This window comes from Streptomyces sp. NPDC043726 (assembly GCF_056436565.1).
The window spans coordinates 926,954-951,785 of the sequence record NZ_JBWKCI010000002.1; the positions used below are offsets into that span (position 1 = coordinate 926,954).

A 24,832-nucleotide genomic window follows, 5' to 3' on the forward strand; every position below is an offset into this window, starting at 1 on the left:
ATTGCCGCAGCTACACCCAAACCAGAGAAGTCGATCACGACCCGCGCTTAGCCCTTTCGCCAGGACGCCCTAGGCCCAATGCCGTTGCGTTATGGGGCTGAGGGGTGGGGTCTTGTGATGAGGACCGCTTGCGGGCCGGTGCGGGTCGGCTGCGGCCAGTGGCGGTGTTCGGTTCGCCTGAGGTGGTAGTTGGACATCTTGCGTTTCACGACGCGTGGCTGGCTGCGGGGTCGTCTGGTGGGCAGGAGCCGTTCCAGGAGGTCCTGCTCCAGCATCACTAAGGCTCTGATCAGGAGCTCAGGGGGAAAAGCTGCCCGGTGTGACGGTTACGCTGCGCCGGGCGGAGCGCAGGGTTTCGGTGAAGGAGACCCGGTCGGGGTCCAGGCCGCGGGTGGCGGCGGTTCTGAGCATGAGTTCGCGCAGAGCGTGGTGGACCAGCAGGTGTGCCCAGATCTGCTGGCGGACACCCTCGGGGGTTTTGCTGCTGAGGACGACGCGTGCGCCGCGCTGATGTGTCTTGATCTCGGCGAACACGGCCTCGACTTCCCAGCGTTCGCGGTAGAGCGCGGCCAGCTGCCGGGCCGGATACCGTCGGGCGTCCAGCAAGGTGGTGACCAGCCGGTAGCCGTCGGCGGTGTCCTTACCGACCTGGCCCCTGAGCTGGTAGGCCAGAACCCGGACGGTGACCGGCTCGTTGCGGGCAGGGCCGCTGCTCGCCCGGATCTGTGAGAGCCATGAGCCGTCACGGAACTGCTTGATCACCGGAAGGACGCGGTTGGCGGGCACTCGCCACAGCAGATCGGCGCCGGTGGCGGTGAAGGCCTGCCACAACGGCACACCGAGGAACTCACGGTCGGCCAGGACGAGCTGGCCCGGGCCGACGGAGCGGGGCAGGCGGCCGACCAGGGTGACTTCCCCGGTGCGGCAGCCGGCGAGTTCCGCGTCCAGCACCGCGTGGCTGCCCACCTCCACCAAAGCAGCCATCCGCACCTGCGGAAACGCGCTCCTGCCCGGGCCTCGGCCGTTGCCCGGACGTCCGAAGGCGGCCTCGTTGGCTTCGGTGTCCGCGACGTCCCAGCAGGTCCCGTCCACCGCCAGCAGCCGCAAGCCCCGCCAGAACGCGCCGGGTGTCGCCTCGGTGGCCATCGGCCTGGCGGTCGTGGCGAACAGCACCCGCATGGGCTCACAGCCCAGCCGCTGCCGGGCGCGGAAGAGCGAGGACTTCGCGGGCACGTGCCAGGCGCCCAGCAGCCCCTGGCCCCGCAGCCCCTCCACCAGATGCCGCATCACTTCCAGATACGGAGCCGGCGAAAACAACGCCAGCCCCAGCACGAAGTACACCACCAGCCGCGCGGGAAGCAGCCGCTTGCGTTGCTCAGCGCACCCACAAGCCGCGACCACCCGATCCACCAACCCTGGTGGAAACACCCAGGTCAACAGCCCCAGACCCGATAACTCAGACACGCCCGCAGACACACCAACCACCCCCAGGGACCACTACCCAGGAACCAACGTCCGAGGCCCAAAACGCAACGGCATTGGCCCTAGGCCCGCGCCTCTCCGGCGACGGCAGCACCGACAAATTCATGGCCGCCTGGAGTAGCACGGGTGCTCGAACTGTCGGCAGTGGCCAGCGGCTGCGAGGTCTTCGGGCTTCGGCTCGCTCACGCGGGCCGCCTGTCCAGCCTGGGGCCGGTCAGCCTGCTCCTGCGCGAAGAGCCGGACATGCGACACGTGCTCCGGCTGCAGATCCGGTACGAGCGCAGGTACAACAGCGCACCCAACGCCGAACTCATCGAGGCGGAAGACACGGCAACGCTGTCGGTCGCCCTGGCCCTTCCCCGCGCCCGGTCGGTCCGCCGGGCAGTCGAACTCGCCGTCGGTGCCTCCTACCAGGTGCTCACCGCACTTCCCGCACTTCGCGGCCACCGCCTGTGCCCCCGGCGGGTCTGCTTCAGCCACACGGTGCCGGCGCATCTCCCGCCACATCACCGCATGCTCGGACCGGACATCGAGTTCAATGTCGGCTTCAACGGCATCCCTCGTGCTCGCCGGAAGGCCGCTCGATGCAAGCGAACGTGGGGCGCCGATCCGATACGCACACGTACGCCCAGCAGTACATCGACTCCTTCACCGTTCACCGCCACCTGGCGACCTCGGGGCAGACATTCTCCACCCTCTTGGACCATGCCCGCCTCGTCCTCGCCCGCCAGTTCATGGCACACACCCAGCGCTCGCTGGCAGAAGTGGCCCAACTGCCGGGCTTCATCTCTTCCGCAGGGTTTTCGCGCTGGTTGCAGGGCTGCTCACGCCCTGATCGCGATCGTTGCCTGCAGCCCTTCGTTGAGACTCCTCCATGGTTCATGGCTCGTACTGCGGCCGGCCGGTGGTGCGGTAGGTCTGGATCGTCAGCCCTTTCGGGGTGGACCGCACGTCTGTCAGTTTGAGGCCCAGGTCCGGGCCGGCTGCGGGGAACAGCCGGGTGCCCTGGCCGACGACCACGGGATAGGTGAGCAGCACGATCTGGTCGACCAGACGGTGGTCGAGCAGCCAGCGGATCAGGGTGCCGCTGCCCCACACCTGCAGCTCGCCGCCGGGCGCGGCTCTCAGCTTGCCGATGGCGCCCGCGACGTCACCGGACAGGACAGTCGTATTCGGCCACTGCGGGTCCGTGAGCGTGGTCGAGGCAACGTACTTCGGCCGTGTGTTCAGCGCCTGGCCCACGGCGTTTCCCGGATCCATGCCGGCTCCCCAGGAGTCAGCGAAGATCTGGTACGTGCGACGGCCGAGCAAAAATGCCTCTGCGCGTTGGAAGGTCTGGCTGATGAATGTCGAGGCCATATCGTCGAGCAGCGGCGGGCCCCATCCGAATCGATCGAAGTCAACGTTGTCATCCTCGACTTCGGGTGGGGCCCCGACAGTGATGCGGCGGTGTCCCTGCGTCACTCCGTCGACAGAGATGTTCGTGACGGTCGTCAGTTTCATCCTGCGGTTCCTTCGCCTTGAGGCTGTCGTTCGGTATGACTGACCTACGGTGCCTATTTCATCGGTGGACCCAGGCCGGCCGTGACTTTCACGTGTCCAGTCACCGCATTTGCTCCCCACTCGGTCGATACCTCCACCGCCCAGCCCAGGAAGCATGCCCCTCGCCACCGCATATCTCGAACCGATCCCGGAGGCGGCCGGGCGTGGCTGTGCGCAGGACCTCCCCTTTCGATTCCAAGGTGGGTGGTGGCCAAGCCCGGACGGGTGCCGGTCGACCGTTCTACGTCCGACTGGAGCCAGTCATCCTTGATGTGCTCTTGGAATGGGTGAGGGCCTTCCGGCCTGGAGTTGGTGGCCTGGTGGCTGCACTTTCTCGCCTGCCGGGCGGGTGGCCTGACTACCGTTCGCCGTGCGCTTGATGCGCTCCCGGATGGAGTGCCGCCGTATGCCGTAGTCGTCGAGTCCGGCGCCCAGGTGCAGCCGGCCGGTGACCGTCTGCGCGATCGGGTACGGGGCGATATCAGTCGCCGGACGTGCCGCCGCCCCAGCGGTCAGCCTGCCAGGCAGCAGGTCGGGCTTCCGGGCGGCAGGGGATAAATCGATCGACAGTATATGTCGGTCGCTGATATATATAGGCGGCATGAATGAGCGACCGCTTCAGGAGCCGACGCTGCTCCTGCTCACTGCCCTGGCCGACGAGCCCAGGCACGGCTATGGACTGATTCGGGAAATCGACGCGATCTCCCAGGGCCGTGTGCGGATGCGCACCGGCACTCTCTACGGCGCGCTGGACCGGTTGGTCCAGCAAGGCCTGATCCGGGTCGAGCGCGAGGAGGTCGTGGACGGTCGGGCGCGCAAGGTCTACGCCCTCGCCGAGGCCGGCCGAGACGTGCTGGCCGCCGAGACGGAGCGGCTGCGTGCCGTCGTCGCCGAGGCAGAGCGTCGACTGGGCGGCCGTCGCTCCCACGCCATCCGCCCGAAGGGGGCTCTGGCATGACGCAGCAGCACAGCTCACTCGCGTTTCGCTGGGCGCTGCGCCTCCATCCGGCCGCCTACCGCGCTGAGCACGAAGCCGAGTTGACCGCCATCTATGCCGAGGCGACGCAGGATGCCGGCCCGCTCGGTCGGCTGCGCGAGGCCCTCGATGTCGCCGGCCACGGCCTTCGGCGGCGCACCGGCCTCGGCTCCGACCGGATGACGGGTCAGATTCTGGCGCAGGCGGCCCCGTTGGCCGTCGCCGTGGCGACGGGAAGCTTCGCGGCGGGCCTGTTGCGGCTCTTCGCCCCCGGCGCCCCGACCGTGCCGGCGTCCTCGCTCCCGAATGTGCTGAGCCTGGCCAACACGGGCGTCGCGCCGCTGCTCTGGCTGGTGGCGCTCGCGGCTGTCTGGACCGGGCGCTGGACCATAGCGCGCGCACTGATCCTGCCGGCGATGGTGCTGTGCCTGGCCGACGTCCTGATGGACGCGTTCACATCTTCCGGCTTCTACGGCACCCCCTCGATCGCAGGGATCCGACTGGCCGTGCCGCTGCTCACCGGCGCCGTCGTCCTAGCCGCACCCAGGGATCTGCTCGGCCCCTCCCTCCCGCAACGCCGCACGATCGTGGGAACCACCGTCCTGGCGGCCGTCCTGGTGTCCGGCGTGCAGCTCGTAGAGCTGTACTACCCCTATACGCTGGGCGTTGTCAGCGACATCGGCCCGCTGTGGGCCGGGGTCCTGTGGGCCGGGGTGCTCGCGATCGCCCTGCTCTTCGGCACGCGTAACCGGTTGACCGTCGCGGGCGTGGCGGTGGCTGTCCTGCCCACCACGCTGCAGGTGACGGTCCAGCTCACCCCCGCGGGCGTGGTCCTCCTGCTCCTGGTCCTGCTCAGCAGCACGGCGCCCTTCCTCCGTGCGCGCCGACGCCACGTCCAGTCAACCCCGCCGAGCGCAACGTAGCCGCCTGCTCGGCGAACGTCACCACCGTACGGGCAGGATTCCCGCAGCGGGTGCACCCGCTGCGGGACTCGTTTCGCTATGCCGCCCGGCAGGACTGGGAGAGCACCTCAAGCTCCTCCACACGGCGCCACCCGTTCTTGGGTTGGACACCGACATCCGCCGGATTGTCTGCGCGACCAATGCCATCGAGGCCGTCACCGCAGGAATCCGACGGGCGGTCAATGCCCGTGGCCACTTCCCCAATGAGCAGGGCAAGGGCCAGGCCTGCTCGGCCATGCGCTGGAAGACCGCGCTGAACGCCTCCGACGACCGCCTCTCCCAGCCCGTCGACACCCTCGATGACCCCGGTTGCACCGCTCGTTTGACAGCCAGTCTGTCAAGTGTCAGGTGACCAGCAGGCGGTTGAAGAAGGAGCGGTAGTGGCGCAGGGCCTGGCGTAGGTCCTCGGTGTTCGCCTGTTCGCCGCGGTTCCACTGTCCTTCGAGTTCTTGTTTGTGGTCGGCGAATGTGGTGGCCAGTTTCTGCATCACGTCGGCGACGAGTGCGTCGGCCGTGTGTACGGCGTCGCGGGGGTCGTCGACGAACTTGCTCTGCACGTCCTGCCAGCGTGTGCGGAAGGCTTCCTCATCTTCGGAGGTGAGGAGTTGGGGGGCCTCATCCTCGGCATGAGCGGCTTGGTCGCCGGCTTGCTGGTCCCGTTCGGCTCCCAGAGCCTCGTCCCGAGGCCGTTCGTCGGCTGCCGTGGCCTCGTCCGGTGGCTGATTACTGGGTGTGGCCGTGCTTTCGCCAGGGTAGGTCGGTACGCCGGTCGGCGGGCCTGCCTCATCCTCCTGCCGGAGCCTGTCACGAGGTTGGGCCAGATCGTCGGTGGACAGACCGCTCGCCGCGGCGGTGTCCGGTACGTCCTTGCTTTGCATTTCTCCTCCGCTCCCGGAAGGCCGTGTCTGCCCGGGCGGGCGGCGGGCTGGCCGCTGAGCCGGGTCAGGCCGGCGCAGTGCGGCGGGGTTCGCCGCCGTCGGCGAGCAGCTCGTCGAACAGGGCCCGGTAGTGCACCATGGCACCCCGCAATTGTTCGGTGGTCGCCTCGTGCCGGGTGCTGAGCGCGTCGACATCGTGGGCGGCCCGGTAGTGCTCGAGTGTGCGGCTGTGCTTGACCGAGAGGTCCCTGACCTGCTGGTCGAAGTCCTGGGTTGGGTAGCCGCGTTCGTGCATCAAGGAGGTCACCAGACGGTCGGCGTCGTGAACGGCGTCCTCCGGACGGTCCACGAACTCTTCCTGCACACCGGCCCAGTCCCGGGTGTACCGATCCCGGGTGGTGCTGTCCAGTGGCTTGATGTCCAGCGAGTCATGCCGCTTTTCGCGGGCCCTGAGTTCGCGCTCACCGGCCGTGCGGCTGTCGGCCCTCTCGACCGTGCGCTCATACTCTGGGCCGAAGCGCTCGCGCAGCTTTCGGCGCCGCATGATCAGCGAGGCTGCCACGGCCACCACGACAATGATCACCGCGATGGGAATGATGATCGCTAGAAGTGTGCCTGTTGACATGGGGCGGGCCCCCTAACGTGCATGCTTTATGCCTCTTGTGTGCCGAATTGCCGCTTCTTTGTGTTTGAAACAAGGCACCTGGAACGTGATTCTGGCGCGGCGGCTGCGCGTCGCTGAGCAGGGTCGACAACGTCAGTCGAAGTACGACTGCAGTGTGCCTTTCCGGCGAGTGTCGAGGGTGGCGCAGTGGAAGGAACCGCCGAACGGTGCGTAGTGCAGCAGGTCGCAGGGGATCGGTTCGAAGCCCCATCGTTCGAGGGCGCGCAGCATGCCGGTGTGGTGGCGTTCGGCGATGACACGTTTCTCGTCGACCATGAGTACGTTCATGCTGAGCCACTTCCCGCACATCGAGGTGATCCTCAGCAGCCGGTCGTCGATCGGATCGGGCTCGGGGGCGACCAGGACGTCCCATGACTTCAGGACGTCGGGCAGTTGCTCGACGTCGATGTATTCGGGGTTGACCAGGACTTTGCCGGGCGCGAGCAGAACGAAGGTCGTGTCGATGTGCATCGGCGTGCGGCAGCGGCTGGGGATCTCGTGGATGCGATAGCCGGGCCCGAGGTGGCGGCGCAGCCACTCGATACCCAGCCGGTTGGTGACGTTGCTGCGCGTGACGAACAGATCCCGTCCCGCGCGCACGAAGTCCGCGGCGTCGAAGACCGGTTCGAACTCGGTGAGGATGTAACGCAGGGGCTCGCCGGGCTCGGGGGCTCGGAAGCGGGGCTTGAACAGCTCGTCGGTCAGCTGCGGCTTGGGTGCCGAGGTCCAGCGCGCTCCGCGCCGGAAGTAGTCCTTGAGGATCGGGCGGTAGGAGTGCGTCTCGAAGTACCGGCACGGCCATGCCATCGGTGTCTCGATGATCTCGTCGCCGATCACGAGCAGGCTGTCCCGCGGACAGGTGTTGCAGAACCCGCGCGACGACCAGCGGGGCGTGCCGAAGCGCCGCCTGTGGTCGACCGCGTCCGGACGCCGGACCGTGACGCCGAGGGAGACCAGCACGGCGATGAAGTCCTCGAGCTCGTGCTGCGCCCGCTCGATCAACATCTGCGGATACCTGAAGCCACCGGCGAATCCCAGCAGCCGTCCTGCCCAGGACGGCACGTTGCACGTCACAACCGGATGGCGGGAGGGGAAGGTCGCGCCGTCGAGGCGCCCCACGATGATCTCCTCCAGCGGGTCCCACTCATTGTGCGAATTGACCGGAGAAGCGAATTGTTCATTACGGTCCTCGTCGACCATCGTCATGAGGCTCTCGGGCCTCGGCTCTCCCGCCATGTTCGTCCGCTTTCCATCGCAGAAATCCGGCCGCTGCCTCCGTTCGTGGTACCGCGTGGAGGCCGCGCTGTGCGGGTACCCCGAAAAATCCGGTACCCCACGACGACGCATGCATCGGGCGGGGTGCACGCAAACGAAGTCGTGCTGAAAGGGCGTCGCTTTACGAATGCGCCCGACGCGGTGAGATCTTGTTCGATCTGATGAGAGGTGCCTGAGTTGGCATGGACAGCCAAACGGGCGGCTGGGTGTCCCGCAGTGTGGGGCACGACCTGGTCGAATGGTCGCCCCATGCCGACACCGACCGCTCGCCACTGGACCCTGAGGTCGGCGACCTCGTGGAGGGGCCGGGGCCCTGGCGCCCGACTGAGCCAGCCCGCGGCGACGGTGCCGCCCGTGCACGCCGCGGCCGAGGTCCCGTGCGGGCCCCGTATGACGTCGCTGGCCGCGAGAGCCGCATGCCGGGCGGTCGGCACCGGCGCGGCTGTCCGACAGGGCAAAGGGGAAGGGCCGCGTCGACCTCCCCAGGCGTGGCGGCCCTTCCCTCGCATCGCACCGGCTACCCGGGAGATCTGTTTTCATGCCGGGCTCGCCATGTCTGCACGGCGGCGGACAGATGTCTCTGAAGCTCTGGCGGCATCGGGGTGCCGGCGGCGGCCGCTGCGACGGCCTCGGCGACCTCTCGGAGTTTGATGTTGGTGTGCTGGGAGACGGTCACCAGGAGTCCCCCGGGCGTCCTCGGGCTGGCAGGTGAAGCCGGCCACGAGCACGCCACTGGCCGTGTCGGGGACCGGCAGCCTCTCCATCGCACGCGAAGTTGCTCTCCGACACCAGGTCCGCGGCTGTGCTCGGCGAGACACCGTCCCCGCCCGCACTCATGGATGCCCGGCCGCAGACACACGGACGGAATGCGGGCGCTGGGTCGGCGTGGCCGCTTCGGACTAGTTGTGGAGGTCGCGCATAGTGAACGCATGCCCCTGCACACGCCCACACCCCGGGATGAGATCCTCCCGGACGCGGCGATCAATGCTCATCCGCGGCGTCCGGGAGGCCTTGTTGCACTGCTGCCTCCCGGTCCGGCGGGCGGGGCATCGCTGAGTCGTGAGGGAGGAGATCACCAATAGTGGCGGCGGCCGGCGACAGCGTGTCCCATGGAGCCCATGATCCACAGGATCGCGCCGATGACCGCGAGGATGAGTCCAATCGTCCACAGGACCGAGATGCCGGTGATGAAGCCGATGACGAGCAGGATGATGCCGATGAGAAGCATGGCGGCCTCCGGTACGTAGTGGTGCCTCTCCCCGGGTTCCCCGGCCAGACAAGAGCATCCGCGATCGAGATGGTTATCCGCCCTGCGTGCTGCTATCCGCCTTTCCCGAGCAAGTGACCGCGTTGTCGGTGGTGGCTCGTACGCTCGGCTGGGGGAACGTGGATGATCTTGAGTGGCAGATGCGAACGCTGGGCGGGATATCTCCTCCTCTGGTTGCGATGTTGGTGGAGCGGAGCGAGGGGAAGCTGCTGGTTCAGGCCACGTCTGGGTGGGGGAGTGGTCTGCGCTCTGGGCGGTTCGCGAGCGGGCCGGACCGAGCGAGGTTGAGCGAGCCCTTCACCTACTGGAGCCGGTCATCGAGGCCGGCTTCCAGCGAGCGTGCTGGGAGAGGGCGGAGGTTCCGCTCGGGGCGGGGAGTGTGTTGGAGGCAGCGGGGGCTGTCCGCCCGGAACAAGGAGGGCCTTGCCTCGGAGTGGGTGTGCCACGACTTCGCCCGTCAGCTGGCCAGGATCACCGTGCTGACGCCTTCGGCCAGAGGACGCTGTGGCTCTACTGGACGAGTGGAGCGCCGAGTTCGTTGAGGAGCACCCGTCCTGGTTCAGCTCCGGGCGGAGCTGGCTGCTGGGGTGAGGCGGGCCGGCACGAGGAGGTCCTTGCCTACACCGGCACGCTGCCGCCGGGCCTGTACGGCGCGACGGACAGCAAAGCGTGGACCCTGGAAGAGACGGGACGCGTTGAGGAGGCTTACACCCCGCAGCGGGCGGCCCCTGATCTTGCCCTGACCGGTTGTCAGTGGCCGTTGTCACCATGGGCAGTTGTGCGGGGATTCAGTGCGAGGGGGAGGCATCAATGCCTTGGGAACGGGATTACGTGCGTTCCGACGGAACGCCGGTTCGCGGGTATTCGCGGTGGGCTCCGGGCGCACGCCGGGAAATGACGATCTTAGCCGTGGTGGCGTTAGCGGTCGTCGGCATGGGCGGAGGTGGGGCCGAGACCGGCGGTGGGACGACTCCTCAACGAGGGTCAACCGTGCGCTACCCGGTTGAGTTCGAGAGCACGACCGCGGTGGAGCAGGAGCCGCAGCCCACCGTGTCATATCCGATCCCGTGGGATCGCCACGGCGGTGACCAGTGACGGGCCGGCGGCCGCCGGCCAGGCGGCGATCTCGCCGGCGCAGCAGGAGGCCAGCTGAGGCGGAGCTGGTTGCGTTACTCGTGGCGGCGGCTGTCGTCATCGGGCTGGTCGTGATGGTGGTCAACTGGCTGCTGGCTCACTGGTGGGTGCTTGTCATCGCCGTGGTGCTCGCGTGCCTGGGCGGTGTCGGCTGGGCGTATCAGCGGCAGCAGCAGGCGCGCTGGGATGCGGTCCGGGCTCGGGGCCTGCGCTACGGCCTGCCGCGCCTGGACGCGCTGCATCACAGCGGGTTCGAGGACGCAGTGCGGGATCTGATGCGGCGGGACGGCTGCCTGGATGCGGTGCGGGTCGGGGGCCGCGGCGACCTTGGTGCGGATGTGAAGGCGACCGATCCGTACGGGCGCCGCTGGGTGATCCAGTGCAAGCACCGCCGTAGCGGAGCGCGCGGGTCTGCGGTCGGCACCCCGGACTTGCAGGTGCTCAACGGCACGGCGCGGCAGGTGCATGGGGCGGACGTCGCGGTGATCGTGACGAACGGGCGGGTGACTGCGCCGGCCGTGGTCTTCGCCGAGCAGCAGCGGCTGCACGTGGTGGACCGTGACACGCTCGGCGCCTGGGCGGCGGGCTCGCGCCCGCTGTGGGAGCTACTGCGGGCCATGCCGCCTCCGCGCCGCTCAACACCTCTGGGATGAATAAGCCTTGGCCCACCTTCTGGTTGGGCGGCGGCCCATGGTTGAGGGGGACCCGGCACCTTTGCCGGGTCCCCCTCAACCGGCGGCGCACCGCTGAAGGGGCCCACCTCCACCTACACCTACACCGGCGGCGGCGGCGCCTGGGCCTACGGCGCCCAGTTGCCCATCATCAGACCTGCCAAGTGCCGCACGTGGGGCCATCTGGCGGCGTGTGCCCGCTCTCGTCACCGACCGCTCGGCCAAAGCTGTGACTGATGACCGTGCCCCATGACAGCCTGTCGGCGTGATCATGCAGCCCCGCCGGGATGGCTCTGCATGACCGCCCCCCTTAAACGGCGGGCGGCGGAGGCATCAGAAGCAGCTGCATGTGATCACCCTATTCGGCCAGGGGCACATGCCTCGCACGCGCTGGAAGCTGTCCGCCGCTCGGGCACAGCCCTGCGGCTTGACCCGGAGCTCCTGGAGTGCCGCGCGGGCTTCACCCCCTCCAGATTTCTGACTGTGTAGGTACGTCGGGTTGGTCAGGCCGCCGCTTCGAGGGTGTGTCGGCCCCAGTGGATGCCCTTGTCGCCTGGGCGTAGCCCGCCGCGAAGGGAAGAGTGTGATCAAGTGATGCCCTGAGCGTGTCCTGGTGCCCTGACTGCCGGGCTCACCGCGGCCCGCAGTTCTACTGTGTTCATCCCAAGGTCCCAAGGTCCCAAGGTCCCAAGGTCCCAAGGTCCCGAGGTCCCGAGCAACGCAGCAGTGCGTTCGTCGTGGGTGAGGATCCGGGCGAGCAGACGGTCAGAGGTGAAGGGCTTCTTGGTGCAGCCGCTGCTGCTGTTCTTCCCACCGGCCGCAGGGCCCCGGCCGGGACGCCGTTGCTGGCCCCGTGCGAGGACGCTGGCCGGGCCCGGCGCTCCTACCTGAGGACAGCCGAATTTCGGTATGCGCCCCGGCGTCGACGCGGTCGCTCGCACCTTGCCGGAGGTGCCCGGTTCACCCGCTGCCGGGGCGGTGCGCGAGAGCGCAGCCTTACCTCACGTCCGGGGGCGACGTCTCACGGCGGGCAGGCGGCAGCGCCGGGCGTGACGGGCTCGGCCACGCTGCTCTCCTACAAGAATCGGATTTTCGCCGAGGGCACCATCGGCCCCGACACGGCAACGGCGGGGCAGCGGCACGCCACCCTCACATCACCAGCAACTCTACCCTAACGTTAGAGTAGAGATCGGCGGTGCCCACCCAGGGATGAGACCGCCGACGACGAGAAGGTTCAGAGGATCACGGGCATGGACAGCACGCACATGCAGATCGGCGAGGTCGCCGCGCGCACGGAGCTGTCTCTGCGCACCATCCGGCACTACGAGGAGACCGGCCTGGTCGTACCGTCCGCCCGCTCGCAGGGGGGCTTCCGTCTCTACGCCGAAGCCGACGTCGCCCGCCTCATGGGCATCCGCCGTATGAAGCCCCTCGGTTTCACCCTCGACCAGATGCGCGACCTGCTGGACGCCACCGACCGCCTCGACGCCGGCACCAGCCTCACCCCCGACGAGCGCGAAGCCCTCCTGGAACGCGTACGGACCTACCAGCAGGCCGCTGCCGAGCAGGTGGAGAAGCTAAGGGTCCAGCTGGCCAGGGCCGAGGACTTCGCCGCCACCCTGGACGCCCGCCTGGAGCAGAACGCTCCGCCCCCCACCCCTAAGTGATCGATTCCAAGGGGCGGCCGTAGCAGCCAGCCTGCGTTCAGCGGCGTGGCGTTTCTGGCCATCCTCTGCATGGGCATGCGCCAACGCGACGTCCGTTTCCTGCCAGCAGGTTCACCTGTGTCCATCCAGCATGGGCACATGACCAGGTACACCGTGCTCCCCGTTGACACATCCGCCCTTGCGGAACTGCGGGTCGCCGACGACGCGGGCCGTCCTTGCGCCCCGTACATCGCCACCCACGACGACGTGGGTTCCCCGCTGCGCTGCTGTCTGCGCCCCATCACGCTCGGCGAGCGGATTGCCCTTGTTTCGTACGCCCCGTTGCGCCGCTGGGCCGCCACCAGGGGAGCAGATCCGGGCGCCTACGACGAACAGGGCCCCGTCTTCATCCACGCGGACGACTGCGGCGGGTTCACCCCTGGCGAGAACTACCCCTTCGCTCGGCCGGGCGCGCTGCGTACCGTGCGCCGCTATGACGCCCGAGGCCATATCGACGGGGGCCGTTTCCTGGAGATCCCGGCCGATTCCACGGCCGGCTTCGATGCAGCCTTCGACGATGCGTTCAACGACCCGCACGTGGCGCTCGTGCACGTCCGGGCACTGGAATACGGATGCTTCCACTTCGAGGTACGACGGCCCTCCGCCGAGGAGGAGTAGCCGCGTGCCGACTAGGCGATCGGGCTGCAAGGGATCGTCAGTGCGCGCAAGGGAAAGGGAGCCCAACGCAGCTGTGCGAAGACAGAGTTGGACTCCCACGCCACCGCACTCTTGCTGAAGGCCGACGACCTGCCGAAGGCATCACCACATCTGACTCCCTGGCGCCGGGCTGTCGGGATCGCTCCGCTAACTGACTGGAGAGGGGGCCGCCGCCGGTCGTCGGTGAGGTCGAGCTGGTCAGCAGAGGCGTCGCCTACTCGAGTCCTCCGAGACGGTGGGCATTTTTGATCGCGTGGAGCCTGGCAGCCGTCGTCGCGGTCCACTCCCTCTTCTGGCCGGCGGCACGAAGGGCTTCTTCAACCTCGCTGAGCTTCGCGGAGGACAACACGCCCGCCCGCTCGATCAGGTCGTCGCGAGCCACGGTGGTCAGCCAGGTGCAAGGGGTAATGCCTGGACGCCGGAACGCGAACCGCAGCACACCTTCGTAGGGCAGTCCTTCCAGGGGGCCAATCGCCACTTCGACACCCAGACCGCTCATGTCGACGCCCGCTGGAGCAACGACCTGTATCGCTGCGAAACCGGATGACTCGTCATCCGACAGCAGCACGACCGGGCGTCGCTCATCGAAGTCGACCCACCAGACTTCGCCGCGTTCCATGTGGTCCTCCTGGCCCGACACGGCGGGCGAACGCTGGGTGTCCCGAGCGGGACACGCAGGGGATAGGGTCCCGTCGTCGCATGTCGTGACCGACGGGTGGTCAAGGCGGGTACGGCCACCGCTGATCATCGGTGTGTGAAGACCGAAGTTCATCAGGTGCTCGCTGGCCACAGCGTAGACCCAGTCGGTCCCCGAACGCTTCGCGGACAGTGGGGGACCGGACGGGCGGCGGTGAGGAGGGCCAGGGGCGCATGGTCGGGGGGCGAGGAAGGCGAGCGGCCGCAGAAGCTCCCAGGCTGCGCCGTCAACGTACGAAAAGAGCAGTAGCTGATCGTTTCAGAATGAGGCGGCGACGCGATCGAGCTGTTCCTGAATGGAGTCCTCATGCCGTGGGACTTCGCAGGCCCGCAAGGTACCCTGGCCCCTGGACCTTCGCCCTTTACCGGGACTCTTGCAGAAAGCCCTGGCGTTCACGCCGGGGATGAATGCATCGCAAGACTGCTCTGACGTGCGCTTAAAGCGGACGTTTTGCTGCTCGATGTACTGGCGGACGATCGCCAACGGTGCTCCGCCGCACGACGCGGAGAAGTACGAGGGTGACCACAGGTTCCCGTGCAGGATGGCGCGGTTGGTGTCGCCGATGAACTCCTGCAGTATCCGGCGGGCGGAGACGCCCTTGAGGCTGTGGACCAGCTTCGGGACGGCGACCTTGGGCGGGTAGTGCACCAGGAGGTGGACGTGATCGCGTTCGCCGTTGAACTCCCTCAGTTCCGTTCCGCTTCGAAGTCCTCGCACACCTTGCGCATGATCTCTTCGCAGCGCGTCAGCATGTCGTCGTTGAACACCCCGCGCCGGTACTTCCTCACGGACACCAAGTGGACATGCATCGCCGAAACAATATGTCTGCCAAGCCGGGAAACGCTTTGCGCATCCATGAGGCACATCGTTACTAGGATCTCGGGTCGTGCAGCTCCGCTACAACTACCGGGCCTACCCGGACACCTCCCAGCAACGTGCGCTGGCGCGGGCGTTCGGGTGCGCTCGCGTGGTGTGGAACGACTGCCTGCGCGACCGGAAGGAAGCGCACGCGGCAGGGCTGCCGTATGTGAAATCGGCGGACCTGTCCCGGCTTCGCATCACCCAGGCCAAGCGCACCGCCGAGCGCGCCTGGCTCGCCGACGTCTCGGGGGTCGTCCTGCAACAGTCCCTGCGGGACCTGGACACCGCCTACAAAAACTTCTTCGACAGCCGTGCACGACCGCGACCACAACGCAGCCCGCAACGTTCTCTTCGAAGGACGCCGAATCGTCGCCGCCGGACGGGCGGAGACGCTAAACGCCTGTGGAGCGCCGGTAAGACGGGCACCCGTGCCCGCACAGCGCGGTGAAGCAGGAAGCCCCCGGAAGGGTCAGACGACCCAGGCCGAAATCCCTGGACTTTAGGCCAGGAGCACGTCAAGATCAACGCTCATGTCCTCCACCACCTCACCCATACCCGTTCTCGACGGCTCCGGCGGAACCACCCTCCAGGCCGAGGAGACAACACTTGTCCTGCGCCGGGGGCGCAAGGAGAAGCGGATTCCGCTCCGGGCCGTCCGCCAGGTCCGTGCGGAAGGCCGTGCCCTCGCCGTGGAGCTCACCGCCCTGGCGGGTACAACTCCCACCGTGTTCTGGGTACGAGACGTGAGCGCGGTGGCGGCCACGGTGTTCGCCGACGCGGTCACCGAACGCTTGCCCGAAGACCGGGAGGCCGACGGCGCGGCCATCGTCACCGAGGGCACGCCGACGCAGTCCGAGGACGCGGCTTACTGGCGCACGCTCAAGGTTGGTGCGTGGGTCATAGGCCTCGTGACCGTCGGGGTGGCCGTTGCCATGACGATGGTGGGCTCGGGCTTCCTCGCGCTCCTCTTCCTGTTCGTCAACCCCTTGACACTGGCAATCCTCGTGCTTGGTCTCTACGGGATGAGGATGCCGTTCTACGAGTGGTACCTGCCCAGGTACGGCATCACCGTCGAGGCGGTGTACCGCGGCCCCCGTAACTATGCCTACACCGACCTGCATGGCACGACCCGCACAGCCGCCGTCGCGGGCAACGCCCCGACCAGACGGATCGCCTACCACCCGGACAGGGCCGGCGGCGAAGCGTTCGCCGCGTACTCGTGGATTCGCAAGGTGTTCCGCACTCTGTTCTGTCTGGCGTGCCTCCTCGTGGCCATTTCGCTCTTCGCCTTCAACATCTACATGGCCGTCGACGGCTTCCAACGCGGCTAACTGGTCGTTTCAGGACGACGTGCGCAGGCATAGGAGGCTGCAGGCCGGTTCGAGCAGGCCCTGGTGGAGATCAGCGTGTCGCCTGTAGCGGGTGCGAAGCTGTTTGGGTGGTGCAGCCCGGTGAAGGCGCGTTCGACCACCCACGGGTGCGGTGCCGGTGCGTATGCGCGAGGCGTCCTCGCCGGAGGTCATGTCTCTGACGTGGTGCAGGAATCAACTGACCAGTGATGCGTGGTGAGTTCGGGGAGTTGCCCGGGCTGGCCTGTTCTGGCGGAAGGCGGGTGACCGCGGAGACGGACGCTGCTGGGGACCAGCGCTGCAGGCAGGCCGGTCAGCGGGGGTACAGGCACAGTGACCTCGCGCGGGACGCAGGTGAACCAGTGACCGCTCCAAGGCATCGGATTCCGGAGCAGATCCCGGTTCAGCTCGTGGGTTCAGCCGGTGCTGCCGCGGGACAGCTGCTCCACCAGGCAAGGCGAGGGCGGGGCGAGAGTCTGGGGAATACCCGCCGCCGCGGAGCCGCCGTTGGGGGATCGGCTTGCGCGCACTGGGAGACCGTGCGTGGGGTCTCCCACGAGGCCATCAGCTGGCTGCTCCGCGGGATGGTGCTGCCCGGCGAGGGGGGCATTGGCACGCCTTCAGGTCGCCCTGGGGCGGGAGTGTGGCCTGGCTTGTCCGTATGCAAGGACCATGACTGAACGCCGTGAGGAGTCTCCCGTGCGGCTCACGCTGACGGTGGCTCTTGAGTGGGTCGATCCCCTCGCAGCGTGGAGACGATCTATGCGGCCAGACCCTCGGCGAGGGTGGCCAGGTGGGTCCGTTCGTAGTCGCTCGGCGCCGGCAGCATCGAGACCGACCTGCTCCCCGTCTCCCGCTTCACCCGTATGCACCGTCCTGAACACCACTCGATGCGATCCGTCACCAGCCGCGCGCGGGCAGTTCCTGGCGTCCAGAGACAGCAGCCGCCGCAGGACCCGGCCTCACATCAGCCCCCTGCCCCCGGGAGAAAACTTCTCCAGCCTGATCAGCAAGGCTGACCGAACCAAGTGCGCAGGAGGACCGCGAGATCCTCGCTCTCGGACGTCCAGGCGATGTAGCCGTCGGGGCGGACGAGCAGGGCTTCCCGCGACAGGGGACGCCGCCCGTGCACCGGGACCGTCCGGAGCAGGTGGGCCCAGCCCTGCGCCACCGACGCATGGCGCTGCCCCGACTCGGCGTGGTACAGCATCAGCGGGCGCCCCGCACGCAGCAGCTCCGTGACGTCCTCGACGCCGCGGTCCGTCTTGAAGAGCTGGTTGGGCAGGAACCGGCCGGTCCACGCGCAGGCGCTGTCCAGGCCGGCGGAGTAAACCGTCTCCTGCGCGCTCACGTCACCACCGATGAGCGCGCTGACCTCCCCGAGGGGCAGGATGCGCGCGAACAGCTCGCGCAACGGGTCGAGTTCGGGGGCGGGGCGCATCAGGGCCAGCTGTGCACGGGTGTTGCGCACGACCTGTTCGATGACGGGGCGGCGCTCAAGGTCGTAGGTGTCGAGCAGCCGGTCACCCGAGCCCGTGCGCACCGCATGCGCGAGCTTCCACGCGAGGTTGAAACCGTCGTCGATTCCCGTGCTCAGGCCCTGGCCCCCGATGGGAAAATGGATGTGCGCGGCGTCTCCGGCGAGGAAGACGCGACCGAGGCGGAAGTCGCGCGCGACCCGGGTGTAATCGCTGAATCTGCTCAGGAACAGGGCCTCGGTCATTGGAACATCGCGTCCGAGGATGCGGCAGACCTCGGTTCGCAGCTCGTCGAGTGTCGGCCGGGCGCGCCAGTCGGCGGGCTCATCGAAGTTCAGTGTGCGGATCACCCCGGTTCCGTCGGACTCGGTCCGGCACGCCACCCAGCCGCGGCGGGTGCGTTGCCAGCCACGCGGCGCGGTGTCCGGGGCCGCGAACCGAACCTGCCCCATCAGTGCGGAGACGGTGGCCGGGCGCGTGTCTGTAGCGAAGCCCGCCTGCTCGCGCACCTGGCTGGCACTGCCGTCGGCTCCCACCAGGTAGAGCGCCGAGAAGGACTTGGTGCCGTGCGGTGTGTTGGCCACAAGCTGGACACCGTCTGGGCTGTGTGAGACCTGCGTGACCTCGTGGGAGCGCAGCACCGTGACTCCGTGCGCCAACGCGCGCTGTTCCAATGCGCGTTCCAGTTCCGCCTGCGCGAGTTTGAGGATGGGGGACGGCTCGTCCTCGGGGGCGGATATCTGCAGGCCCTGTATCCCGGCGAAGTGGAACGGCTGCGGAGCCGCTTCCGCCGCGTCCGGCAGGCCCGCCATCGCGTCCAGATAGCCGCGCCTGGCCAGACTCTGCACGGCGCGGGCGTGCAGAGTGTTGGCCTTCGGGCGGTCCGAGACCGCCGCTCGCGTCTCCAGGACGATCACATTGGTGCCCAGCAGCCCGAGTTCGGCGGCGACGAGCATTCCGACGGGGCCGCCGCCCACCACCACTACCTCGGCGTCAACAACGTGCGGCATGTCACCCTCCCCGATTCGGTCCGCCAAATGCTACTGACTTCGGCTCGTCAGGATGAGCCGTCGATTACGTCCTACTGACCTTTCGGAGGGTTGTCGGGGGTGACGTCGGGTCAGTTTGGCGGTAGGCCGACGGTATGCGGTCTGCGCAAGGGGGCGGGCTCCGGCCTCATGAACAGGCGGCACTGGAGCGGATCCGCATGTTGGCTGCCGATGCGTTCGAGCGCGGTGAGACGAACTCCGTCATCGCCGCGGACCTGCGCGTAAGCCTTCAGTCGGTGGAACGCTGGGGGCGGTCCTGGCGCAGTGGCGGCAGAGACGGCCTGCACTGTTCCGGGCCGCGCCCAAGGCCCGAAAGGTCGGCGAGGAGGACTTCGCCACGCTCGAGGCGGAGCTGCTCAAAGGGTCGTTCTTCCACGGATGGCCGGACGAGCGGTGGACCCTGTCACGCATTCAGGTGCTCCTCGCTGACCTGGTGGGAATCGACTTGTCGGTCCGGGGGATGTGGGAACTGCTGCGCTGTGACGGCTGGTCATGCCAGCAGTCGACACGGAGGGCAATCGAGCGCAATGACGCTGCCGTCGCGGGATGGATCAAGGAGGCATGGCCGTCGGCAAGCCACTGCCGCGGCGCTCGGGGCCTGGCTCGTCTCCGAGGACGAGGCCGCCGTCTCGATGACGTCGCACCGCAGCCACACCTGGGCACCTCGCGGGCGCACTCCCACCGTCCGCTTCAACGGGGGCTCACGGGGACGCATCACGCTGGCTGCCCTGGGCTGCTACGAGCCCGGCGCAGGCAGTCGGCTGATCTACCGGCCGCGCGTCCAAGGACACCTGCGAGGTGATCACCGTGGCTTCACCTGGCAGGACTACCGAAACCTGATCGTGGGGGCTCACCTCCAGTTCGGCGGCGCCGTGGTAGTGATCTGGGACAACCTCAACGTCCACCGAAGCGCGGCGTTACGCCAACGGGCGGCCGGACAGGACTGGCTCACCATCATCCAGCTGCCCACCTACGCTCCCGACCTCAACCCGGTCGAAGGCATCTGGCCACGCGACGCTCCACCACCGCCAATGTCGTCCTTACCGGCCGCGATCACCTGGTCGCGGCTGTCCGCACCGGCATGCGCCGCATCCAACGCACACCTCACCTCGTAGACGCTTGCCTGACCGGCACCGGCCTGTCACCGCCAGGCAACTGACACCGACGACAACCCTCCGGAAAGCTCAGTAGGACCTCTACGAGCTATCGACGCCCTTGCGGGCAACACGGTGCTGGATGCCCCGCTGTGACAGCCATTGCCGCAGGTGGCGGTGGTCGTAAGCCGTGTCGGCGTGGAGCTTTCCGGGCCTACCCCGACGAGGACCGCGACGGGCACCGGATCGGAGGTATGGCGGCGGGTCCAGCGGATGGAACAGCACGGCTCGCACGTCTCCGCCACCCCCACCGTGTGCCGAGTGCCCGGACACGCCGAACTCGGGCGGGGATTGTCCGAGACCGCATTGTGATGCGCGGGTGCACAACCCCGTGCGAATGCCGGCTGTCTGTAGGGCGCTGGAGGTATATACCTCCGGCTGTATTGCGTACGGAGATTGGGGATCAGGTGGGGAAGCAGTTCTGGAGAGTCGTCGTGGCCGGTGGCGCGGCGGCGGTGTTCACGGCCGTGGCCGCGGCGCCGGCCGGGGCGGCCGAGGGCGGTGTCTCGTTCACGCGTGTCCAGGTGAACGACGGCAAGCCGATCGTGATCGGTGTGGCGAACGAGGTTGCGGTGCCCGCCTCGTTCCGGATGGCGACCACTCAGGCCTGGGAGTACCCAGCGGTGTACCTGTACCGCACCGGTGGGGACGAGCTGTGGCACGCCATCGAGACGAGCGACTGCATCAAGGTGAGCTCGGGCGTCTGCGACTTCGAAGAGACGATGTATTTCGACCCGAGTGTGTGGGACATGCGCAATAGTGAGGCCGGGGCCTGGAAGGTCGCGGCCCGGGTGTACTTCAAGGGCGACGGCGGTGACACGGACGACGAGGGTCTGACGGTTCACGTCAAGCGCAACTCCCGCCTGACCGTCAACGCCTCGCCCGAACCGGTGGCGAAGGACAAGTCCATCACCGTGACCGGAAAGGTCACACGGGCCAACTGGGAGACAAGGAAGTACGCCTCCTACGGAGGCCGCCTGGTCAGCCTGCAGTTCAAGCCCTCCGGCGCCACCTCCTACACGACGGTGAAGAACGTGTACGCGAACAGCTCGGGCGACCTCAGGACAACCGTAAAGGCCTCGAAGACGGGTACGTGGCGCTGGGTGTACTACGGCAACACCACCACCGGACCGTCGGCGTCGTCCGGGGACAATGTCGTTGTGAACTGATGTCCGCGTCCACCTACGTGACGGTGACTGCCGGGTTGGCGTACTACCAGGTCGTTTCGTAAGTCTGCGATAGCAGATGAGGGTGGAGATGCACCTGGTGAAGCCGAGGAAGTGCGACGCCCTTGCGGGCAACACGGTGCTGAATGCCTCGCGGTGACAGCCATTGCCGCAGTGGGGTAGCCCTTGTCGGCGTGGAGCGTGCAGCGCCTGCGCCGACGAGGACCGCGACGGCACCGGATGCAGGGCAGGCCCGTCGGCACCCAGAGTTCGACGGCTCGGACGCGCACGAGGACTCAGCCCTGCGTCCGGTGTTGAAGCGAGCCCCGCAGAGCCGCCCGACAGGCGGATTGGCCGCCCTCCACTACCGCCGGCGCGGCAAACGGCGGATGGCGCTCACACCCCTGCTCGGCCCGCAGCCGTCGCACGAAGAGGATCGTCAGGCGGGCTCGGGCGGGTCGACGGCGTATTCATAGGCCACTTCCCAACTGCGGTCCGCGACGACGATGTCGGCGGTCTCCACAGCGCGGCCGTCGCTCGCGTAGTACGTCCGCTCGATGGCCAGAACCAGATCGCCGGTACTGAGACCGAGCAGGGATGCCTGTTCCTCAGAGGCGCGTGCAGGACGCGGGAGCTCCCGCCAGCTTTCGACGCTGGGCTGCCCGCTGGTCGTGGTGCTCCGTCACGACTCGTGCGGTGCGGTCGGCGCGGCGTGCGCCGCGCTGGGGGACAACAACGCCGACCGGGTACGTCCGCGACGTTGTCGAGCGGGTGACCCCCCAGCGTGCTGGCGACGCGGGCCGCGGGGCTGGTTGAGCGCAGGAGATCCACCGAGCACATTAGGTACACCGTCGACCTGCTGGTGGACCGTTCCCGGGTACTCGCCGAGAGGGTCGCCGCTGGCGAGGCCGCCGTCGTGGGCCTGTGCTACCGCCTGGCGGACGGCAGCGCACAGCCGTCGCGGCCCGTGGCCTCGATGCGGCGGTCCCCACCGCGTCCTGACCGCCCGGCAGGCAACCCATCGTGCACCGCCAGACCGGAGAGCGCCCAGCCGAATCCGCCACGACTGCGCCCGGCACCCGCGTCCGGGAGCAGTGAGGGCGCTCCACCGTCCCCAAGGCGGTCTTGGAAGGACGGCCTTCGGCCCCACAGCCTGGCGCATCACGGTTGGTCGCGAATCTGCTGGACCCTTCGCCAGGCACACTGAACGGCATGGGTGCTGGTCACTGCGTGGGCCGGGGCCCTGCGGCGCGGCGTAGCCGGTTGGCGATCGCTAGTCCCAGCCCTTCCTCCACCGGCAAGGACGCGACAATCAGGTCGCACCCCTGCCGGTCGAGATCGCGCAGGAACCCGTACAGCCCGCGTGCGTAGGCAGCCGTCGAAGCGGGGACCGCCACCACGACGTGCGCCTTCACTGGGCCGCCGGCCAAGGAAGGAGGAAGAAGGACGCCGACCTGGTGCCCCAACTCCTGCGCAAGCTCTGCTTCGGCGATGACCTTCTCCGGTTCGACGAGGATGACCCGTGCCCGGGGTGCGTAGTGCGACGGATGCTGGCCCGGTACCCGCACACGGCTCGTCGCAGGTACCACGAGCGGGCACCCCAGCACCGCTTCGAGGTCCTCGCGGGTCACCCCGCCGGGCCTGAGGATGCTCGGGACCTCCCCCGTGACGTCGACGATGGTCGACTCGACGCCGACCTCGCAAGGGCCGCCGTCCAGGACGAAGTCGACGGCCTCGCCGAGCTCCGCACGGACGTGGTCGGCCGTGGTGGGACTGACCGAGCCGAAGCGGTTGGCGGACGGGGCCGTGACACCGCCGGCGAAGACCGACAGCAGCGCGAGGGCGACGGGATGATCGGGCACGCGGACGGCCACCGTCTCCAAGCCACCTGTCGCTTCGAGGGGTACGCGGGAACCGCGCCGCAGGACCAGTGTGAGCGGCCCTGGCCAGAAGTGTTCCGCCAGCAGGCGCGCTGTCGCCGGCACGTCCTGGACCCAGTCGACCAGCTGCTCCGCGCTGCCGATATGGACGATCAGCGGGTGGGAGGGTGGACGTTCTTTGACCTGGAAGATACGCGCGACGGCGGCGGGGTCCTCCGCGTTGGCGCCGAGTCCGTAGACGGTCTCGGTCGGGAGGGCCACCAGGCCGCCGGTGCGCAGCACGTCGGCCGCCTTCTCGATGTCACTGGTTCTTGCCATCACCCGCGCAATCCTCCCACTACGCCGACGACGTCGTGCTGCTTCACCTATCGCCGACCGGTCCGATTCGCCGCGTGTCAGCCTGCCCGTGCGGCCCCCCGGCAGCGCAGCGAAGTGACGTCCGCCGAAGGTGACACGGCCCCGGCGAGCGATGCCCAACCTGATGAGGCCGGCGCGGGTGAGGGCCGGCGTCCGCAGAGACAAAGGCTTTACGCATGTCAGGGCCCTACGTGCACGTGAGCGGCCCACAGTGAGGGTGCGGACAGCGGTCCCGCATACGGCGCACAGCCCGGTTCAGCGCCCACCCGACTGCTTCGGGTTGGCGCTGGCGGACTTCGGCATCATCCATCTTTACTACGACCAGATCACCCCCGCCATCCGCCGAACCCAGGCGCTGCGCCGCGCCCTGGACCACGGCGATACCTTCGCCGACCTGCGGTCGCTTCAGTATGTCCGCAGGCTTCTCGACCGGCTCGAGCATGATCTGCGCCTCCACCGCGAGTGCTTTCCCGAACGTCCCACGGGGGCTTCTTCCGCGCTCTGTCCCAACCGACCGGACCGGACAACCCTGGCGACAATATGTACTTCCGGTACCAGGCGAAGCAGCTGCGAAGAGCACTCGACCAGCTGTTTGGCCAGGTTCCCGGCACATCGGGCGACGGGACGCACACAGCCGCCCGCGAGCCGTCGCGGGCAGCGGTGCGGCTGACGATTACGGCGAGTTGGCTGTTTCCCGCAAGGCTCCGGCCACGCGCGAAACAGATGCAGCATGCCAAACTTCATGACGTCTCGGAGGCGGGATACCCCGCCTATGCGCAGTTGTCCTACGCGACCGGTTGGCTGTTTCGGGCCTTGTTCGGGCAACTGATCTGGCGAATGCCTCCGCAACCACTGGGCGACCATGTCCTCGCTGAGGCAATGGGCCTGAATCGCAATGCCGTTGCGAAGTATCGCGGAGCACACCCAAGATCCGCGCCGTCGGAAACCCAAACCTGCCGGTCCTGCACAAGCGGGTAGGCGCCGTCCGTATGGCCGGGAGGCCGGGTGCCAGCTGCAGCGGCGGCGTGCCGGCGGCACTGGAAGGGCGTCGGCGGTCGGGCCTGCACCGCCCCGGCGGGTGATGGTGTGCGGTGGGGAGGGAATGCCGGATACGGGGTCTGGGGGCCGGGAAGTGGGGGTGGGGGAGTGGTTCGCCTGTTCAAGCAGACGCTCGGCTGGACCAGGTCACGGCTACGAAACCCTGAGGCGGCCGACCGGTGGACGTGGCTGGTGATTGCTGCCTACGCCCAGCTCCGGCTCGCCCGCCCGCTCGCCGCTGATCTCCGGCGCCCCTGGGATAAGCCGGCCCCGCCGAACAGACTCACACCCGCCCGCGTTCGCAGAGGGTTCAGGAACCTCTGCGCGAAGACCGGCTCCCCGGCCGGCGCGCCGAAACCGAGATCGCGTCCCATGAAGTGGTGTAGCCGGGCAGCGTTCCGGAACGCGCGGGCGTCTGCCCGGGGCGTGCATCCGCTGGCGGTGCATGCTCCCTGAACAAGGGCAGGCCATCGCGCAAGTCTCCATGGTGAACCGCCAGTTCAACCGGAGGAGCACGCGATGGCCTTGTCCCAGTCTGAGCTGATGCGGCTGCTTGAGTCACTACGTCGGGCCGATGGAGTTGAAGCAA

17 protein-coding genes and 10 pseudogenes are annotated in these 24,832 nt (G+C 68.1%); 15 read left to right on the forward strand and 12 right to left on the reverse strand.

Going from position 1 to position 24,832, the window contains the following annotated elements; translation table 11 throughout:
- Nucleotides 1-297: 297 nt before the first annotated feature.
- Nucleotides 298-1,485, reverse strand: coding sequence for an IS4 family transposase (locus AC068Z_RS08820; RefSeq protein WP_478553685.1), 1,188 nt, complete (start codon nt 1,483-1,485; stop codon nt 298-300).
- A gap of 123 nt (nt 1,486-1,608) precedes the next feature.
- Here AC068Z_RS08820 and AC068Z_RS08825 point away from each other — a divergent pair.
- Nucleotides 1,609-2,028: pseudogene (locus AC068Z_RS08825) on the forward strand (AraC family transcriptional regulator ligand-binding domain-containing protein); the annotation flags it as partial.
- A gap of 333 nt (nt 2,029-2,361) precedes the next feature.
- Here the strand turns inward: AC068Z_RS08825 and AC068Z_RS08830 are convergent.
- Nucleotides 2,362-2,985, reverse strand: coding sequence for a dihydrofolate reductase family protein (locus AC068Z_RS08830; protein WP_478553687.1), 624 nt, complete (start codon nt 2,983-2,985; stop codon nt 2,362-2,364).
- Nucleotides 2,986-3,625: 640 nt separating this feature from the next.
- On the opposite strand from AC068Z_RS08830, the gene AC068Z_RS08835 reads away from it, so the two are divergent.
- The 3 genes and pseudogenes from AC068Z_RS08835 to AC068Z_RS08845 form a co-directional block, all read left to right on the forward strand.
- A complete protein-coding gene (locus tag AC068Z_RS08835; RefSeq protein WP_478553688.1) occupies nt 3,626-3,982 on the forward strand; it encodes a PadR family transcriptional regulator in 357 nt (118 codons plus the stop codon).
- A complete protein-coding gene (locus AC068Z_RS08840; protein ID WP_478553690.1) occupies nt 3,979-4,923 on the forward strand; it encodes a hypothetical protein in 945 nt (314 codons plus the stop codon). Before AC068Z_RS08835 ends, AC068Z_RS08840 begins: the two co-directional genes overlap by 4 nt.
- Nucleotides 4,924-5,077: 154 nt before the next feature.
- Nucleotides 5,078-5,314: pseudogene (locus tag AC068Z_RS08845) on the forward strand (transposase); the annotation flags it as partial.
- Here the strand turns inward: AC068Z_RS08845 and AC068Z_RS08850 are convergent.
- From AC068Z_RS08850 to AC068Z_RS08865, 4 genes are all read right to left on the reverse strand, one after another.
- Complete coding sequence (locus tag AC068Z_RS08850) at nt 5,307-5,840, reverse strand: hypothetical protein (protein ID WP_478553692.1); 534 nt, start codon at nt 5,838-5,840, stop codon at nt 5,307-5,309. The pseudogene AC068Z_RS08845 and the gene AC068Z_RS08850 overlap by 8 nt on opposite strands.
- Before the next feature lie 64 nt (nt 5,841-5,904).
- Entirely contained in the window at nt 5,905-6,465 is a 561-nt protein-coding gene (locus tag AC068Z_RS08855) for a hypothetical protein (RefSeq protein ID WP_478553694.1), read from the reverse strand.
- A 132-nt stretch (nt 6,466-6,597) separates the two neighbouring features.
- Nucleotides 6,598-7,710 carry an amidinotransferase gene (locus AC068Z_RS08860; protein WP_478553784.1) on the reverse strand — a complete coding sequence of 371 codons (1,113 nt, stop codon included), beginning with the start codon at nt 7,708-7,710 and terminating at the stop codon, nt 6,598-6,600.
- A 1,141-nt stretch (nt 7,711-8,851) separates the two neighbouring features.
- Nucleotides 8,852-9,007: a DUF6131 family protein gene (locus AC068Z_RS08865; protein WP_478553696.1), complete on the reverse strand. Its 156-nt coding sequence runs from the start codon at nt 9,005-9,007 to the stop codon at nt 8,852-8,854.
- Between the two features lie 1,214 nt (nt 9,008-10,221).
- Here AC068Z_RS08865 and AC068Z_RS08870 point away from each other — a divergent pair.
- From AC068Z_RS08870 to AC068Z_RS08880, 3 genes are all read left to right on the forward strand, one after another.
- Nucleotides 10,222-10,833 carry a restriction endonuclease gene (locus tag AC068Z_RS08870; RefSeq protein ID WP_478553698.1) on the forward strand — a complete coding sequence of 204 codons (612 nt, stop codon included), beginning with the start codon at nt 10,222-10,224 and terminating at the stop codon, nt 10,831-10,833.
- A 1,268-nt stretch (nt 10,834-12,101) separates the two neighbouring features.
- Nucleotides 12,102-12,518 (forward strand): MerR family transcriptional regulator, encoded by a 417-nt coding sequence (locus AC068Z_RS08875; RefSeq protein WP_478553700.1) that lies wholly within the window; start codon nt 12,102-12,104, stop codon nt 12,516-12,518.
- Nucleotides 12,519-12,656: 138 nt separating this feature from the next.
- Nucleotides 12,657-13,175, forward strand: a complete 519-nt coding sequence (locus AC068Z_RS08880) for a DUF1203 domain-containing protein (RefSeq protein ID WP_478553702.1) — start codon at nt 12,657-12,659, stop codon at nt 13,173-13,175.
- A gap of 253 nt (nt 13,176-13,428) precedes the next feature.
- On the opposite strand, the gene AC068Z_RS08885 is transcribed toward AC068Z_RS08880, so the two are convergent.
- Together AC068Z_RS08885 and tnpA are read right to left on the reverse strand one after the other, a co-directional pair.
- Nucleotides 13,429-13,833, reverse strand: coding sequence for a type II toxin-antitoxin system PemK/MazF family toxin (locus AC068Z_RS08885; protein WP_478553703.1), 405 nt, complete (start codon nt 13,831-13,833; stop codon nt 13,429-13,431).
- A gap of 528 nt (nt 13,834-14,361) precedes the next feature.
- Nucleotides 14,362-14,768 (reverse strand): annotated as a pseudogene (gene tnpA, locus AC068Z_RS08890) (IS200/IS605 family transposase); the annotation flags it as partial.
- Nucleotides 14,769-14,797: 29 nt separating this feature from the next.
- Between tnpA and AC068Z_RS08895 the strand changes: the two are divergent.
- A pseudogene (locus AC068Z_RS08895) lies at nt 14,798-15,106 on the forward strand (helix-turn-helix domain-containing protein); the annotation flags it as partial.
- A 196-nt stretch (nt 15,107-15,302) separates the two neighbouring features.
- On the forward strand, nt 15,303-16,103 hold the full coding sequence (locus tag AC068Z_RS08900; RefSeq protein WP_478553705.1) for a hypothetical protein: 801 nt from the start codon (nt 15,303-15,305) through the stop codon (nt 16,101-16,103).
- 1,024 nt (nt 16,104-17,127) lie between these two features.
- Here the strand turns inward: AC068Z_RS08900 and AC068Z_RS08905 are convergent.
- Entirely contained in the window at nt 17,128-18,609 is a 1,482-nt protein-coding gene (locus tag AC068Z_RS08905) for an FAD-dependent monooxygenase (protein WP_478553707.1), read from the reverse strand.
- A 197-nt stretch (nt 18,610-18,806) separates the two neighbouring features.
- Here AC068Z_RS08905 and AC068Z_RS08910 point away from each other — a divergent pair.
- The 3 genes and pseudogenes from AC068Z_RS08910 to AC068Z_RS08920 form a co-directional block, all read left to right on the forward strand.
- Nucleotides 18,807-18,872, forward strand: a pseudogene (locus AC068Z_RS08910) (hypothetical protein); the annotation flags it as partial.
- 209 nt (nt 18,873-19,081) lie between these two features.
- A pseudogene (locus tag AC068Z_RS08915) lies at nt 19,082-19,147 on the forward strand (hypothetical protein); the annotation flags it as partial.
- 28 nt (nt 19,148-19,175) lie between these two features.
- On the forward strand, nt 19,176-19,763 hold the full coding sequence (locus AC068Z_RS08920) for a transposase (RefSeq protein ID WP_478553785.1): 588 nt from the start codon (nt 19,176-19,178) through the stop codon (nt 19,761-19,763).
- A gap of 84 nt (nt 19,764-19,847) precedes the next feature.
- On the opposite strand, the pseudogene AC068Z_RS08925 reads toward AC068Z_RS08920, so the two are convergent.
- A pseudogene (locus tag AC068Z_RS08925) lies at nt 19,848-20,001 on the reverse strand (IS5/IS1182 family transposase); the annotation flags it as partial.
- 208 nt (nt 20,002-20,209) lie between these two features.
- On the opposite strand from AC068Z_RS08925, the gene AC068Z_RS08930 reads away from it, so the two are divergent.
- Complete coding sequence (locus tag AC068Z_RS08930) at nt 20,210-20,971, forward strand: hypothetical protein (protein WP_478553709.1); 762 nt, start codon at nt 20,210-20,212, stop codon at nt 20,969-20,971.
- A 436-nt stretch (nt 20,972-21,407) separates the two neighbouring features.
- Here AC068Z_RS08930 and AC068Z_RS08935 read toward each other — a convergent pair.
- Nucleotides 21,408-21,605: pseudogene (locus AC068Z_RS08935) on the reverse strand (UTRA domain-containing protein); the annotation flags it as partial.
- Between the two features lie 7 nt (nt 21,606-21,612).
- On the opposite strand from AC068Z_RS08935, the pseudogene AC068Z_RS08940 reads away from it, so the two are divergent.
- Nucleotides 21,613-21,970: pseudogene (locus tag AC068Z_RS08940) on the forward strand (carbonic anhydrase); the annotation flags it as partial.
- Nucleotides 21,971-22,191: 221 nt separating this feature from the next.
- On the opposite strand, the gene AC068Z_RS08945 reads toward AC068Z_RS08940, so the two are convergent.
- Nucleotides 22,192-23,166: an L-threonylcarbamoyladenylate synthase gene (locus tag AC068Z_RS08945; RefSeq protein WP_478553711.1), complete on the reverse strand. Its 975-nt coding sequence runs from the start codon at nt 23,164-23,166 to the stop codon at nt 22,192-22,194.
- 1,191 nt (nt 23,167-24,357) lie between these two features.
- On the opposite strand from AC068Z_RS08945, the pseudogene AC068Z_RS08950 reads away from it, so the two are divergent.
- A pseudogene (locus AC068Z_RS08950) lies at nt 24,358-24,615 on the forward strand (NF041680 family putative transposase); the annotation flags it as partial.
- Between the last annotated feature and the right edge of the window lie 217 nt (nt 24,616-24,832).